Raw genomic sequence first — 14,725 nt, forward strand, 5'->3', positions numbered from 1 at the left:
AAATTGCACCGCAAAACCAACTTATCGAAAGTATTTACAGAATTATTGGAAATGGACAATCTTGATTACGGAATTATAGGAAATTGCAGGAGCGCAGCATTAATATCGAAAACAGCCTCGCTGGATTGGTGCTGTTTGCCAGAATTTGACTCTTCCTCAGTATTTGCAAAGCTCCTGGATGAAGAAATTGGCGGAAGTTTTGAGATTTTTGCGGAAGAAAACTACAAAATAACCCAGCGTTATAAGAAACACACGGCCCTTTTGATTACTAAGTTTTCGGATGGTGAAAATGCTTTTGAAGTAAGAGATTTTATGCCTAGATATTACAAGGAAGATGGCGGTTACCATGCACCACCGGAAATAATCAGGTATATAAGACATATCTCAGGAAAGCCAAAATTTAGAGTGCGCTATAACCCTAAACTGGAATATGCCATAGGCAAAACCGAGACTTATGTAAAACATAATTTTATTGCAAGTCTTACTCATGGAGAAAAATTCGACACTGTTTTTCTATACACCTCTTTTAACAAGAATGCGGTTATAGAAGGGCGTGAAATTGAAGTAACCAAAGACGGTTATTTTCTCTTGGGTTATAATGAAAAGATATTTCAGCCGAGCACCAGAAAGATGTATCTGGAGCAAGAGCGAACGAAGGTGTATTGGCTCAACTGGAGTGCTGCAACTCCTAATTATAAAAAGTACAATCCTGCCATTAGCAGGAGCGCAATTACGCTAAAGCTTTTAAGCTATGATAAAACCGGAGCGGTATTGGCGGCGGCAACGACTTCTATCCCTGAGACAATTGGTGAGGTAAGAAATTGGGATTATCGTTTTTGCTGGATTAGAGATGCATCTATGGTGGTAAAGGTGATGTCTCAATTAGGGCACAAGAATGTGGCAAGGAAATACCTGCAGTTTATAGTGGACCTAATTCCGGATAAAGACGAGAAACTCCAGATCATGTACGGTATTAACAAGGAAAAGAAATTAAGTGAGGATACACTAGATCACTTAAGTGGATATAAAGGATCAAAACCCGTGCGTGTTGGTAATGCCGCTTACGAACAAAGGCAGAATGATATTTATGGGATTCTTATGGATGTCATCCATGAGCAATTGATAAAATTCAGCACAGACATTGAGAATGCGGAGGAAATATGGAGCCTTACCAAAGGTATTGTTTGGATTGTTGAAAAACACTGGAAAGAACCAGACAAAGGGATATGGGAATTCCGGGAGGAAGACCGCCACTTTACCTTTTCAAAAGTCCTTTGTTGGGTAGCAGTTGACCGGGCGGTAAAAATTGCCAGAATTTTGCGAAAAACACGCAAAATTGAAAAATGGGCACCTCTCGAAAATGAAATTAAAAACGACATTCATCAAAATGCCTGGAATCCATCTGTAAAGGCCTTTGTACAATCTTATGGATCAAAACATTTAGATGCATCTATTTTACTTATGGAATCTTATGGTTTTATTGAAGCCAAAGACCCTAAATTTATTGGTACGGTAAAAGCAATTGAAAAAAACCTGAGTAATGATGGGCTGTTATACAGGTATAAGAACAAAGATGATTTTGGGTTACCTTCATCTTCCTTTACCATATGCACCTTCTGGTTTATCAATAGTCTGTTTAAAATTGGAGAGGAAGAGAAGGCAGAAAAACTTTTTAATAAAGTATTGGGGTATAGCAATCACCTGGGCTTATTTAGCGAGGATATCGATTTTAAATCCAAGAGGTTACTGGGTAATTTTCCGCAAGCCTATTCCCATCTGGCGTTGATAGAATGTGCAGTGAATTTTTCTAACAAAGCAAGTGAGGATAAAATGTTGGAAACCATAAATTAATGATAGATAGGTTATGGGCCTGAAGTCTGGTTATTAGTTCCTGATCCTTATAAAATCTTTCTATGAAGCAAAAGTTAAATGCTGGCATATACAAGTGGATTGTTTACCTCTTAGTACTTGCTCCAAATATTTTTGCGAGCATTGTGGGGGTCGAAAGTTTTCCCTTTACTTCTGCTCCCATGTTTGGGCATTACGTAGGGGAGGAGACAGGGCTGTATCTTCTAAAATTTGAGGCCTTATCAGGCGGGGAATACATAGACCTTGAACCCTATTACGATAGACCTGAATCTTATTTTATTCGTCATTTCTTTAGTAAAGTATATGGGGGAACGGGAAATATTTCTGCTTTTAACGGTCGCTTATCCGAGAATCCCGAAAAGTTTCAGGCTAGAATGAATACTTTCTTTGACGATTTTACCAACTATGCACTCCATCATCATGAGTTGCAGATTCAGAAGATTAATCTTAAAGCCATTAAAGTAGATAAAGAAAGGAAGCCTCTCGCGGAACCGCTGCTAATAGGGTATTATGATATCCAGACCAACGAATACAAATCATTATATGGAGCGGATAAATAACATAATTATACGTCTGTTTAACAATCCGCTAAGCGTATTGCGTTTTGCTTTGCCCTGGCTTGTGGCTAAGGTGATCTACGATCAGTTGAATATAATTTATTATAATTCTTATGATCATGTTCCTGCCTTTTCCAAGACCTGGTTTTTACATTTAATGCCAGACTCCTGGCTTAGTTTTGGTCCTGAATCCAAATTTTTGTTTATTCTGTTAGTCGTTTGTGCAGTGGGAGCTGCACTTGGTATTGCAGGGCGTCTTTGTCTTCTGATCCTTGCTTTCCTGGAATTTCTTGTTGGAGGCACTTTTGAATCCCTTGGTATATTTGATCATAATAGTTCGCTATCTAGCCAGGTATTGCTGATATTGGCATTGGTTCCGGGGACCATGCGAATTTCGGTCGACTATTTTGTTTACAAGCATTTTATCAATAAGAAATTAGTAAAGAAACCAAATGGCCCTCCACCTAAATGGGGGCTAAACTTAATACTAATAGTACTGGTATTGACATATTTTACCGCTGGGGTATCTAAAATTCGCCATGGTGGTATAAAGTGGCTAGACGGCGCTACACTTGGATTCTATTTAGAGAATTATGTTGCTGACTATGCCTCTGGAGAACAACAGTTACTTATCGCTAATGATGCCATAAATTCCGGAGAACATTGGAAAGATAATATTGGTTTTGAAGCACATACCTATGGCAATTACCAGTACCGTACTGGCTTTAAAAAACTTGCCAATTGGGTAGCGGAGAGACCGGCATGGGTGATAGCCATTTCTGTAATTACCATTTTATTTGAATTTACCTGGTTTATCGTGTTTATCAATAGCAAGTATAGGAATATATATCTCATAGCTGCTTTTATAACCCACACAATGATTGGGGTACTCATGGGGCTTTATTTTCTGCACTATCGTATTATATGCCTTTGCCTACTAGACTGGAATCTGATGTTGAAAACATTTGGAGGTAAGTATGGTAAGAGGTTGGCTGCGAGGGTACAGTCGTTGTAAAGGCTATTTTTTTTACTAGATTTTAGCTAACCCCTTTATTTTAGCCAGTAATTTTTCCATTATTTCTGGAGTTGTAAACGGATTCATTATGGTTACCCTTAGGTAATGAAGCTCCCTGAGCTTTGTTTCCACAATATAGAATTCACCCTCTTCCAAAATTTGCTGGCGGATCTTTTTATTCCGGAGATTTTGTTCTGAAGCACTATCAATATTACCAATAAATCTGAAACAAACAATATTGGACATTGGTTTTGCAGCGAGTTCAAAATCTGGATCCTTTTGTATCAAACCGGCAAATTTTTCACCCGAATCATAGAGCGTGGTTACAAATTCATCAAATAGCGCAAATCCATAAGATTTAATTAACGTATACCAATGTAAACTCATCATGTATTTGGTGCACTCAAAAGTTCGTTTCGCCAGGTTGTACCAATCTTGTTCGGCAGACTCTTGCAAAAGATAATCGGCTTTCTGGCTAAAAGTGCTGTGCGAGTTGTTTCCGTCTTTAAATAGCAGGGCAGTAGTTATGCCTGGCATCATCATCATTTTATGGCCATCTATTACAACAGAATCTGCATGTTGAATACCTCTGACTGTTTTGCTGTACTTTTTTGAAAATATGGCGGCTCCTCCATGAGCACCATCAACATGCAACCAAATATTTTTTTCAGAAGCAAATTTTGCTAGCGCTTTCAGATTGTCGTAGATCCCTGTCGCCGTAGCCGGGGCACTGCCTACAATAGCGAATATTTCCAGTCCTTTTTCAGCGGCCTTTTTGTAGCAATTTTCCAGAAGATCTACCCTGATATTGAAATTCTTATCAACCGGGATCTTTACAATGCCATCATCACCCAGGCCCATTATTCTGGCCGCCCTGTCTATACAGTAATGGGCTTCTTCTGACACCATTATCGCAAGCTTTCCACTATATCCCTCTTGCCAGACATTCTGCTTCACCACTTTTTTCCTGGCACTTAATAGAGCAGTTAAATTTGCTAGTGTTCCACCGGAAGTCAGAAAGCCATTAGCCTTAGCAGTATAGCCAATTTGAGAACAGATGAGGTCTGTGACAATACGCTCCATGGCCGTACCTGCGGCACCCATTTCATATATTCCCATTCCATTATTGAGCTGGGCACCTAAAATACTGGTCAATGCCGTTATGGGTACAGCCGGACTAATTTGATGGCCTAAATATTTCGGGTGATGAATATGGATACTCTTTTGGATGATTTCATCAAAGAGGGTTGTTTCTTCCCCATTTTCCAGAAAGTTGATCCAGTAATTCCTCTCATCATCCGGGGAGGACCAGTTTATCACTTTCGGCGAGCGGCCGTTTAAACTGGCATTCAGATGATCTGCCAGTTTATCAATTAGTTGGTGTCCCCGTAATCTGAAATCCTCGGGAGAATAGGCTGCCTTCAGGAGTTTAGTACTCATCCTGTAAATTTAAGCGCAATTTGTCAATTCACAAACCAAAAAACCGCCCACCAAATGGTGGACGGTTTTTGCTTCTGTCTCAACAAAAGATCTAATCTGAATTAGTCAAAGGTATATCCTTTATCTGTTGCTACTCTATCTGCGATGGTGGTCCGCAGGGCAGCTACATTGGGTTGATTTGTATATTTCGTAAAACGCTTTAATCCCATGAGCATCATTCGTTGCTCATCACCTTCGGCAAAGGAAACGATAGCTTCTTTACCCTTACTGATAACGGTGTCAACGGCATCGTATAAATATAACCGGGACATGGCGATTTCAACACTTTGGGTGTCTTCTCCAAATCGTTTTGCATTTTTTTCGGTTCTTAGCAGAGCAGATTCGGCCATATATATCTCTATCAGGATATCCGAAGCTGCCAGTAAAATTTGTTGGTGTTGTTCCAGATCGGGACCAAATTTTTGAACTGCACTTCCAGCAATCATCAGGAACACCTTTTTCAGTCTGGCCACCAGGTCTTTTTCTTCGGCAAATAATTCAGAAAAATCAGGTGTTTCAAAAGAAGGTATACCCATTAGTTCTTCTCCTACTTTGGTTGCAGGTCCAAGCAGGTCTACATGCCCTTTCATCGCTTTCTTAACTAACATGCCTACAGCGAGCATTCTGTTTATTTCATTTGTTCCTTCATAAATTCTCGAAATTCTGGCATCTCTCCAGGCTTTTTCCATGGGAGTTTCCGCACTAAATCCCATACCTCCAAAAATCTGGACACCCTCATCGGCAGTGAACTGAATATCCTCGGATACGGCAACCTTAAGAATAGAACATTCAATTGCATATTCCTCAACACCTTTCAACTCCGCTTCCTGATGAGAATTTCCTTGAGCCACTCTTATTGCGATTCTGTCTTCTATGTCTTTGGCAGCCCTATAACAAGCAGCTTCGCCAGCATAAGCGTTGGTTGCCATTTGGGCAACTTTAGACTTAATTGCCCCAAAATTTATAATTGGGGTTTTAAACTGCATTCGCTCATTAGCATACCCAACCGCCTCATTGATTACCCTGCGCTGAGCTTCTAAACACGCTGCCGCTAATTTTATACGTCCGATATTAAGTGCATTCATGGCTATCTTAAATCCATTACCCCGTTCGGACAACATGTTCTCTACCGGCACTTTTGTGTTACTAAAAAATACCTGTCGGGTAGAGGAGGAGTGGATACCTAGTTTTTTCTCCTCATCTCCCATACTTATTCCGTTTTCCGGATCGTTTTCTACGATAAAGCCAGTAATGTTCTTATCGTCCTCAATTCTTGCGAAGACTATAAAAAGATTACAGAAACCAGCATTTGAGATCCACATCTTCTGTCCGGAGATACTGTAATGCTTACCGTCTTTGGAAAGTACGGCTTTAGTTTTTCCAGAATTTGCATCCGAACCAGCGCCTGGTTCTGTAAGGCAGTATGCTCCAAACCATTCACCAGATGCTAACTTCGGGACATATTTTTGTTTCTGCTCTTCTGTTCCATATAAGGTGATAGGCATGGTGCCAATCCCGGTATGAGCTCCAAAGGCTGTACTAAACGATCCTGTGGCGCCAGAAATATAATCGCAAACTAACATGGTAGATACAAATCCCATTCCCAATCCGCCGTAGGCTTCAGGAACTGCAACACTTAATAGTCCAAGTTGTCCGGCTTTGGCCATACATTCCCTGGTATATTCATAGTCTTTATTTTCGAACCGTTCCCAATTTGCCCAAAGTTCGCGGTCTACAAATTCCTTAGTGCTATCGCGCATCATCTTTTGCTCCTCAGAGAGATCTTCCAGGGTAAATATATCCTCGCATTTAGTTTCTTTTACAAGGAATTGCCCACCTCTTAACAGGTCTTTATTAATAGTTTCTGTACTCATTTTTTTTAAGATTAAAGGGTGTGACAACAAGAATCAAGGGCGAATAAAATTCCAGATATCTCGCTGTCTTTATATTTTATCAGTTTAAAAATTCATAGATGCCCGCGGCACCTTGTCCAGTTCCAACACACATGGTAACCATGCCGTATTTCCCCTGTTGCTTTCTTCTTCTCATCTCATCAAACAATTGCACGGATAATTTGGCGCCAGTACAACCCAGGGGATGTCCAAGTGCAATTGCCCCGCCATTTACATTTACCAGATCATTATTCAGGTCTAGTTCCCTGATTACTGCCAGAGATTGTGAAGCAAAGGCCTCATTCAATTCTATCAGTTCAATATCTTGCTGTTTTAAACCGGCTTGTTTTAGGGCTTTTGGAACCGCCTTCACTGGGCCTATCCCCATAATTCTGGGTTCCACACCAGCTGCTGCATAGCTAACAAGTCGTGCAATGGGTTCAAGGTTTAGTTCTTTAACCATTTCTTCACTCATGACCATCACAAAAGCTGCACCATCACTCATCTGAGAGGAATTCCCGGCAGTAACACTTCCCCCGGCCGCAAAGACGGGGCGCAATTTATTCAAAACCGCTATTGAAGTTCCTTTTCGTGGGCCTTCATCTTTGGTTACCGTATACTTTTTGGTAGCTTTTTTTCCGTTATTATCTAAATACGTTTGCTCTACTTCAATAGGGGCAATCTGGGATTGAAAACGATCTTCAGCCTGTGCTTTTAAGGCTTTCATATGAGAATTGTATGCAAACTCATCCTGATCTTCCCGCGATACCTTAAACTGATTGGCAACGGCTTCTGCCGTATTTCCCATGCCCCAATAATAGTCCTCATGACCTTCACTTACCAGATCGTAGTTTAGTTCGGTTTTATAACCTGTCATAGGAACGGCACTCATGCTTTCAGCTCCACCTGCAATTATACAATCTGCCATACCGGATTGTATTTTTGCTGTAGCAATACCAATAGTTTCAATTCCTGAAGAACAGAATCTGTTAACTGTTACTCCCGGTACATCCACAATATCCAGACCCATCAGGGAAATTAATCTGGCCATATTAAGGCCCTGAGATCCTTCAGGCATGGCATTACCGACAATCACATCGTCTATTCTTTTTTTATCGAGTTCTGGCAATTCCTTCATCATGAACTCAATTGTTTCCGCGGCGAGCTCGTCTGTTCGTTTAAACCGAAATACCCCTTTTGGGGCCTTACCCACAGCAGTTCTATATCCTTTTACTATATAAGCAGTTTTCATGTTCTTTAGTTTCTTAATGGTTTGCCTGTTTTAAGCATATGTTGAATTCTCTCCAGCGTTTTTCTTTCTGTACAAAGCGATAAAAATGCTTCCCGTTCCAAATCCAACAAATATTGCTCATCTACTAAGGTAGGTTCGGATAAATCGCCCCCGGCCATTACATAGGCCAGTTTGTTGGCTATTTTCTTGTCATGTTCACTAATATAGTGGCTGGCCTCCATTGCATCGGTACCCACCAGGAACATGCCCAGGGCTTGTTTCCCCAGTACTTTTATATCTTTTCGCTTTGGAGGCTTGGTGTAGCCGGCTTCGGCCATTAATTTGGCATAAGCCTTGGCTGTGGCAATTTGCCTGTCCTTATTTACTATGACAATGTCTTTTCCTTTTTGTAAGAGTCCCAGATCATAGGCTTCATAAGCAGAGGTAGAGACTTTAGCCATCCCTATGGTTAAGAAATATTCCTGTAATACGTTAAGCTCAACGTCATTCTTCTTAAAAGTATCCTGGGCCCGCAATGCCATCTCTTTAGAACCACCTCCACCAGGGATTACGCCCACACCAAATTCTACCAGTCCCATATAAGTTTCTGCAGCTGCCACCACCTTGTCTGCATGCAGACATATTTCACAACCTCCTCCAAGGCTCATCCCATGTGGAGCCGCAACAGTAGGGATAGATGAATATCGCAATCGCATCACAATGTCCTGAAACATCTTTATCGCTGCATTTAATTCGTCGTATTCCTGTTCTACAGCCATCATAAAGATCATGCCAATATTGGCTCCGACTGAAAAGTTGGCGGCCTGGTTGCCCACTACCAGACCCTGATAGTTTTTCTCTGCCAAATCAATGGCTTTGTTTAGTCCGGCCAATACGTCCCCGCCAATGGTGTTCATTTTGGACTGGAATTCCAAATTGAGAATTCCGTCTCCGAGGTCCTCAATTACCACCCCATTATTTTTAAACACTTCGTTAGATTGGCGGATATTATCTAAAATGATAAAGGCATCCTGACCGGGAACACTTTCCATGCCTTTGGCTGGAATATTATAATACTGTGTTGCACCTTCTTTTACACTATAGAAAGCATTTACGCCTGAAGCTTTCATTTCATTTACCCATGCTGCAGGAGTCTGGCCTTCAGCAGCAATTAATTCCAGACCTTTGTCTAGCCCGATGGCATCCCAGATTTGAAAAGGTCCGTGTTCCCATCCAAAACCTGCTTTCATAGCATCGTCTATCTTGTATAATTCGTCTGTGATTTCGGGGATTCTGTGGGAGACATATGCAAACAAAGCACCAAAACTCTTGCGATAAAAATCACCGTCCTTGTCTTTGCCATTCACCAGAATCTTAAACCTGTCTATTACATTGTCTATTGGTTTTGTAAGTTCCAGAGTAGCGAAACGGGCGCTTTTTTTGGATCGAAAATCCATGGTGTCCAGATCTAATGTGAGAATCTCACTTTTGCCCCCTTCTCCTTTTACTTTCTTGTAGAAACCCTGGCCGGTTTTACTTCCCAGCCAATTATTATCTACCATGGTTTGAATAAAATCCGGAAGTTCAAACAGCGCATGCCTTTCATCCTCCTTGCAGTTATCATGGATGCCCCTGGCTACATGAACCAAGGTATCCAAACCGACGACATCTACTGTACGAAATGTTGCAGACTTAGGTCTGCCGATTACAGGTCCGGTAAGTTTATCTACCTCTTCCACGGTCATCCCCATTTCCCTGACCATATGAAAGAGGCTTTGGATACTGAAAATACCAATTCTGTTACCGATAAAAGCCGGCGTATCTTTTGCAACCACAGAGGTTTTTCCCAGAAATTGTTCCCCGTATCCATTAAGAAAATCTAATACTTCCGAGGAGGTCTCAGGCCCCGGAATTATTTCAAATAGTTTCAGGTACCTCGCCGGGTTAAAGAAGTGTGTACCACAAAAGTGCTTTTGAAAATCTTCACTTCTTCCTTCACTCATGAATTTAATGGGAATTCCGGAAGTATTTGAAGTAATCAATGTACCTGGTTTCCGGTATTTTTCCAGCTGATCAAAAACCTGTTTTTTTATGTCAAGGCGTTCTACAACAACTTCAATTATCCAATCTACATCGGCAACTTTATTAATATCATCCTCAAGATTTCCTGTTCTTATACGGCTAGCAAATTTGGAATGATAAATTGGTGAAGGCTTGGATTTGAGCGCTGCGGTGAGCGAATTATTTACCAATCGGTTTCTAACTACTTTATCCTCTAAGGAAAGTTTCTTGGCCTTCTCCTGTTCCGTAAGTTCTCTGGGGATAATGTCTAATAAAAGTACTTCTACCCCGATGTTGGCAAAATGACAGGCTATTCCGCTTCCCATTATTCCGGAACCTATTACGGCAACTTTGTTTATATGCTTGTTCATGGATTTAGTTCGTTGTGGTGTCTTTTATGAATACTTTTTTTTCTGCAATAAGCTGATCAATGGTTTCCATTACTTCAAAGAAACAATCCAGTTTTTCAGGGGAAATATTTGCTTTGACGGAATCATTAAATTTTATAACAGCATTTTTAGAGTCCTCCCTCTTTGAAATGCCAAATTCTGTAAGATGAATAAGTACGCCCCTCCCGTCTTTTGGATTGGGTTTGCGCTGGATGAGTCCCTTTTCCTCCATACTTTTAAGTATTCTGGAGAGGCTGGTGGCCTCCATTCCCATTTTAGGACCAAGCGCGGTAGACGGAGTTCCTGTTTTGGGATCTATGCTCAACAATGTAAAGCCTACGGCCATGGTGGAACCAAAATTTTTGGCTTCTTCGTTGTACATTCTGGCTACCGCCTGCCATGTTGCGCGTAGTGCATAATCTATTGTAATTTCCTTCATAGGCCATCAAAGATACAAATAATATATTATGCATGCATAATATATTTATGGAATTTTGTTAGATATCAAATCTGGTGTGCGGCAAGAAACGAACAGTAAAAGGGAAGCTTAGTTATGCCCGTAAATATCATTATATAAATTGATATATTTCTCTTTGATAATTTTTCTTCGCAATTTCATAGTAGGGGTAAGGTGACCATCATCAACGGTCCAAACTTCTGGTGTAAGGCGGAATTGCTTTACTTTCTCCCATTTGGCAAATTTTTCATTTGCCTTGTCAACCTCTTCCTGAATTCTTTGGAGTACTTTGTCATTTAGGACAATATCCGAATTTGCTCCCAGGGTAATTTTATGTCTATCTGCCCAGTCAAAAAGAAATTCATAGTTCGGCTGTATCAGTGCGGCCGGCATTTTTTCTCCTTCACCCACCACCATAACTTGTTCTATAAACCTGGACTGTTTAAAACTGTTTTCTAAAATTTGAGGCGCCACATATTTCCCTCCGGACGTTTTGAACATTTCCTTTTTGCGATCTGTTATCCTAAGAAATCCGTCGGAATCAATTTCGCCTATATCTCCTGTATGAAAATATCCATCCTTAATTACCTCATTGGTCTTTTCCGGATCTTTGTAATATCCCATCATGACGTTGGGCCCTTTACATAAAATCTCCCCATCTTCGGCAATTTTAACTTCAACATCATCAATAACTCTTCCAACACTACCAATTCGCCATCCGCCATTGCGCTCGTCATTCACCGAAATTACAGGTGAGGTCTCCGTAAGGCCATAACCTTCCATGACCGGGATTCCGGCGGCACCAAAAACTCTACTGAGACGTTGCTGTAATGCTGCACTCCCCGAAACCATAGTTGTAAGATTTCCACCAAGACCTTCCTGCCATTTGCTAAAAATTAGTTTTCTGGCGAGTTTAAGATTTGCCTCATACCACCAACCATTTGCTCCATAGGGTTCATATCTTAACCCCAATTTAACCGCCCAGAAAAACAGGGTTTTTTTAAGCCCGCTAAGGCCCGAGCCTTTGGCAATAATTTTATCGTAAACTTTCTCTAACAAACGTGGAACAACGGTCATTACATTAGGCTGTATTTCTTTTAGATTTTCACTGATCTTATCCAGGCCTTCGGCAAAATAAACAGTTATACCACAGTATTGATATAGGTACAATATCATTCGTTCAAAAATGTGGCAAACAGGTAGAAAACTCAATGCGCTTGCCCCATGTTCAAAAGGGACACGTTTTTGACTGGAAAGTACATTAGAAACAATATTGCTATGGGATAGCATTACCCCTTTTGGCCTTCCGGTAGTTCCCGAGGTATAAATTAAGGTAGCTAAATCTTCTCCTTTGACACCATCTTTTCGTTGTTCTACTTCCTCCTGATTGCCCGGGTCTTTTCCCAGTTCAAGGACCTCGGACCAATTCTTACATTCCTCCAGGGTATCAAAAGAATAAACGTCTTTCAGATGTGGTACCTGGTCCTTAATAGCGTTGATTTTTTCCAGAACTTCTCCGCAGGAAACAAAACAATAGGATGCCCCGGAATGATTAAGGACATAGGCATAATCTTCCTCTGAAATGGTAGGATAGATAGGCACATTCTGGGCGCCTAATTGTAAAATCCCAATGTCCATTATATTCCATTCCGTGCGGTTGGTCATAGATATCAGAGCTATCTTATCATTGGGAGCAACTCCTAATCTCAGAAGACCCCGGCTGATGGCATTGGCTTTATCAAGGTATTCTTTTGTAGAAATGGCGGTCCATTCACCATTGGTTTTTGAAACAAATGCTTTCTCTAAACTGTAAGTTTTCTGTTGGTGGTACGGAAAGTCAAATAACCTGGTAATATTTTGCATACTTGGTATCTAAATGGTAATTGCAAAATAGGAAAACTTAACGGAATTCTAAAATACCTTGGGGTATTGACATGCTTTTTATCCATTACACAGGCACCTTTTTACAGCAACCTATAATGGCTTAACTAAGGCACAAATTGAAAAGTTTTTAATTGTCTGCGTTGTCCAGGACTTTTGCATAATTAATACCCAATGCATCCCAGTGGTACTGTAATTTCTTAAGGGCCGCCTGAAAGGTATCAAAATCCTTATTTTCGATTGTGGTCCAACCTACTTCGGCATAGGCGGCTATTCTGGGAAATGTTTGGTAGGCAACATCTTGGTATGTAGGGGTCCATTCGCTCCACATTTGGCAGCCTAATCCATAAATATTTTTATGGAATCTTTTGTCTAGGCCTTCAGGAACAGGATCAAAGCTATAGGCTTTTTCGAGACTTATACTCTCATAGGTATAGTCCAAATACGTTTCACTATGCAAGGAGTTAACTATACCATATCCCTTTTCTGCAGCCTCTGTTGCCAGATCCACATTACCTTTCCAAAAGTGAACAATCACATTCTTGGCAAGCTGGGTTTCAGCGTCCACATCATTTTTTTTCTCTTCAAAATCCTGATGAACATTTATGCCCATGATTTCGTTCCAGCCCATCATTCTTCTTCCATTTTCGGCAATAAACTTTGAGATTTTATTTGTAAAACCTACTTGCAGATCTGCAGATGTTTTAATGTTATTTTCTTTCATATACTTTTGAACATGTGCAGCGTTATCCCAAACCTCATAACCTACTTCGTCCCCGCCAATATGGATCACTTCTGATGGGAATAGTTCGAATAACTCTAACAAAACGTCTTTCACAAATTGTTCAACCTCTGGTTTTGTAATGTCATAATTATCATAATGTCTTCCAAATATAACCGGCACCTCAATATCTCTCCCAGCGGTACCTAGCCAGGTGTAGGCCGCTATGGCGGCACTTGCATGTCCCGGCATCTCAAACTCTGGTACTATTGTAATATTCCTATCGGCGGCATATGCCACTATTTCTTTGATTTGTTCCTGGGTATAGAAGCCACTATGAGACTTTCCAGATAGTTTGCCGCTTTTCCAGGTTTCTATTTCGGAATTTGCCCTATGCGAACCAATTTCTGTTAGTAACGGATATTTCTTTATTTCTATGCGCCATCCAGCGTCATCTGTCAAATGCCAATGAAACACATTCATCTTCATCAAGGCCATTTGATCCAATAGGAGCTTTACAAAATCTTCACCGTGAAAATACCGCGACTCATCTAACATATAAGCTCTCCATTTAAATCGAGGAGCATCCTCAATTGAAAGACATGGGACTAACCATTTTGTTTCTTCAGTAGCGGCAATTGTATTTTGTAACAGTAAATATTTCAAGGATTGGACACCGTAAAAGTACCCTCCGGCATCGCTCGCCTTAATTATTATTTTTTTCGGTTTTATGTGTAATTGATACCCCTCCTTGGGCAGTCCGTCTACCTGGGAAAATACAATGGATGCTTTGTCGTTGTTAACCAATTCTGGTGTGTATCCTGTGGTATTTATGAGTAAGTTGACCAAATGGTCTGCCGCCATAATTTGATCATCAGCTCCAGTTGAAATGTCAATAGTTTTATCAAAAACGAAGGATTGCTTTTCCACTACCAATTTTAACGGTTTTGGCAGCATAGAAACCTCAGAGGGTAAAAATGTTTTGCTGCTATTAGTACAACTACACATTAAGAATAATAGTACAACTGTGAATATGGGATATCGCATGGCATTATTTCTGATTATAAACTAAATGATTCAATACAGCTAAGTTAAAACTATTAAACTGTAGTTTGGTAATCAAAAAACCAAAGTTACGGCTATCAAAGCTTTTGAGACTTATCCCGGTTAACA

Annotated in this window: 10 protein-coding genes; 3 read left to right on the top strand and 7 right to left on the bottom strand. The window is 40.6% G+C overall.

All coding sequences use genetic code 11. The features are described 5' to 3' along the window. Positions 1–51 precede the first annotated feature (51 nt). The 3 genes from J1G40_RS12370 (at position 52) to J1G40_RS12380 (ending at position 3,441) form a co-directional block, all read left to right on the top strand. Positions 52–1,851: a glycoside hydrolase family 15 protein gene (locus J1G40_RS12370; RefSeq protein WP_265242956.1), complete on the top strand. Its 1,800-nt coding sequence runs from the start codon at positions 52–54 to the stop codon at positions 1,849–1,851. A 62-nt stretch (positions 1,852–1,913) separates the two neighbouring features. Continuing rightward, a complete protein-coding gene (locus J1G40_RS12375) occupies positions 1,914–2,429 on the top strand; it encodes a hypothetical protein (protein WP_265242957.1) in 516 nt (171 codons plus the stop codon). Continuing rightward, positions 2,380–3,441, top strand: coding sequence for a hypothetical protein (locus tag J1G40_RS12380; RefSeq protein ID WP_265242958.1), 1,062 nt, complete (start codon positions 2,380–2,382; stop codon positions 3,439–3,441). Before J1G40_RS12375 ends, J1G40_RS12380 begins: the two co-directional genes overlap by 50 nt. A gap of 15 nt (positions 3,442–3,456) precedes the next feature. On the opposite strand, the gene J1G40_RS12385 is transcribed toward J1G40_RS12380, so the two are convergent. The 7 genes from J1G40_RS12385 to J1G40_RS12415 form a co-directional block, all read right to left on the bottom strand. Further along, the gene (locus J1G40_RS12385) at positions 3,457–4,881 is read right to left on the bottom strand and encodes a pyridoxal phosphate-dependent decarboxylase family protein (protein ID WP_265242959.1); all 1,425 of its coding nucleotides are present in this window, start codon (positions 4,879–4,881) and stop codon (positions 3,457–3,459) included. Positions 4,882–4,982: 101 nt separating this feature from the next. Beyond that, entirely contained in the window at positions 4,983–6,794 is a 1,812-nt protein-coding gene (locus J1G40_RS12390) for an acyl-CoA dehydrogenase family protein (RefSeq protein WP_265242960.1), read from the bottom strand. A 79-nt stretch (positions 6,795–6,873) separates the two neighbouring features. Continuing rightward, entirely contained in the window at positions 6,874–8,064 is a 1,191-nt protein-coding gene (locus J1G40_RS12395) for an acetyl-CoA C-acyltransferase (protein WP_265242961.1), read from the bottom strand. 5 nt (positions 8,065–8,069) lie between these two features. Then, positions 8,070–10,475, bottom strand: coding sequence for a 3-hydroxyacyl-CoA dehydrogenase/enoyl-CoA hydratase family protein (locus J1G40_RS12400; RefSeq protein WP_265242962.1), 2,406 nt, complete (start codon positions 10,473–10,475; stop codon positions 8,070–8,072). Positions 10,476–10,479: 4 nt separating this feature from the next. Then, positions 10,480–10,932, bottom strand: a complete 453-nt coding sequence (locus J1G40_RS12405) for a MarR family winged helix-turn-helix transcriptional regulator (RefSeq protein WP_265242963.1) — start codon at positions 10,930–10,932, stop codon at positions 10,480–10,482. 108 nt (positions 10,933–11,040) lie between these two features. Continuing rightward, positions 11,041–12,813, bottom strand: coding sequence for an AMP-dependent synthetase/ligase (locus tag J1G40_RS12410; RefSeq protein WP_265242964.1), 1,773 nt, complete (start codon positions 12,811–12,813; stop codon positions 11,041–11,043). Between the two features lie 148 nt (positions 12,814–12,961). Next, positions 12,962–14,599 (bottom strand): beta-N-acetylhexosaminidase, encoded by a 1,638-nt coding sequence (locus tag J1G40_RS12415; protein ID WP_321160199.1) that lies wholly within the window; start codon positions 14,597–14,599, stop codon positions 12,962–12,964. Positions 14,600–14,725: the final 126 nt, after the last annotated feature.

This window comes from Muriicola sp. Z0-33 (genome assembly GCF_026126425.1).
Taxonomy (GTDB): domain Bacteria; phylum Bacteroidota; class Bacteroidia; order Flavobacteriales; family Flavobacteriaceae; genus JAFMPW01.

What these genes read in the sequence shown, in the direction of transcription:
- J1G40_RS12400 (WP_265242962.1), bottom strand. Translation starts at nt 10,475, where the DNA reads ATGAACAAGCATATAAACAAAGTTGCCGTAATAGGTTCCGGAATAATG.
- J1G40_RS12395 (WP_265242961.1), bottom strand. Translation starts at nt 8,064, where the DNA reads ATGAAAACTGCTTATATAGTAAAAGGATATAGAACTGCTGTGGGTAAG.
- J1G40_RS12405 (WP_265242963.1), bottom strand. Translation starts at nt 10,932, where the DNA reads ATGAAGGAAATTACAATAGATTATGCACTACGCGCAACATGGCAGGCG.
- J1G40_RS12375 (WP_265242957.1), top strand. Translation starts at nt 1,914, where the DNA reads ATGAAGCAAAAGTTAAATGCTGGCATATACAAGTGGATTGTTTACCTC.
- J1G40_RS12370 (WP_265242956.1), top strand. Translation starts at nt 52, where the DNA reads ATGGACAATCTTGATTACGGAATTATAGGAAATTGCAGGAGCGCAGCA.
- J1G40_RS12390 (WP_265242960.1), bottom strand. Translation starts at nt 6,794, where the DNA reads ATGAGTACAGAAACTATTAATAAAGACCTGTTAAGAGGTGGGCAATTC.
- J1G40_RS12410 (WP_265242964.1), bottom strand. Translation starts at nt 12,813, where the DNA reads ATGCAAAATATTACCAGGTTATTTGACTTTCCGTACCACCAACAGAAA.
- J1G40_RS12385 (WP_265242959.1), bottom strand. Translation starts at nt 4,881, where the DNA reads ATGAGTACTAAACTCCTGAAGGCAGCCTATTCTCCCGAGGATTTCAGA.
- J1G40_RS12415 (WP_321160199.1), bottom strand. Translation starts at nt 14,599, where the DNA reads ATGCGATATCCCATATTCACAGTTGTACTATTATTCTTAATGTGTAGT.
- J1G40_RS12380 (WP_265242958.1), top strand. Translation starts at nt 2,380, where the DNA reads ATGATATCCAGACCAACGAATACAAATCATTATATGGAGCGGATAAAT.